Source organism: Pseudochrobactrum sp. AO18b (genome assembly GCF_000409565.1).
GTDB classification, from domain to species: Bacteria; Pseudomonadota; Alphaproteobacteria; order Rhizobiales; family Rhizobiaceae; genus Pseudochrobactrum; species Pseudochrobactrum saccharolyticum.
In genome coordinates, this window is sequence record NZ_ANNO01000185.1 from 1 (window position 1) to 774 (window position 774).

At 48.4% G+C, this 774-nt stretch carries 1 protein-coding gene; it reads left to right on the forward strand.

Features of this window, described 5'->3' with window-relative positions; genetic code table 11:
* Positions 1-727: outer membrane protein (locus tag A918_RS0107920; RefSeq protein ID WP_210162323.1), on the forward strand; the 727-nt coding region annotated here is incomplete at its 5' end.
* Positions 728-774 lie beyond the last annotated feature (47 nt).

Genomic DNA, 774 nt, shown 5'->3' on the forward strand with positions numbered 1-774 from the left:
ACAGAATTACAGGATGCAGATGATGAAAAAATCTTCATTCACATCATTGCATAAAGCAGTGATTGCAGTTTTCGCACTATCCGCTGCAAACGGAGTGGCTCAGGCCGCCGATCTCGATCAGGTTCTTTATGCGACACCTGTCGAGCAGGACGTTTATAAGCCCGTGGAAATCGGATCGGGCTGGTATCTGCGCGGTGATATTGCCTATGTACCGTCCGATAATGTTAAATCTCGCCTGAAGGGCTATGACTGGGTGGGTGAAGGACGTGGCGACACCAAAGCCACAGCTGCTTATAGCGGTGGTGTCGGTTATCAGTTTACCGATAATATTCGCGGTGATGTGACTTTGGGCTATCGCAAGATGAAGATCAGCGGTGAGCAGATTGAAGCCGGTATCTGGGATGTGATGGCAAATGCCTATTACGACATCGGTAATTTCTCAGGTGTAACACCTTATGTCGGTGCCGGTCTTGGTATGGCTAAAGTCGATTACAAAGTGCACGGACCAGTTGGTGACTTCATTAATGGCCGTGATACTACCCGTCTGCAATGGGCGCTGATGGCCGGTGCTGCAATTGATGTGACCGAGAATATCAAATTTGATCTTGGTTACCGCTATGCACGTATTTCATCCGGTGATGCCGCAAATGTCGGGTCTCTGACGATTGCGGATAAAGGTTTGGAATCGCATCAGATTCGCGCAGGTCTGCGTATGACAACCTGGTGAGCAGGTTAAAATCTCTGCTATTATTGAAATGCCGCGTTTCCATAAAC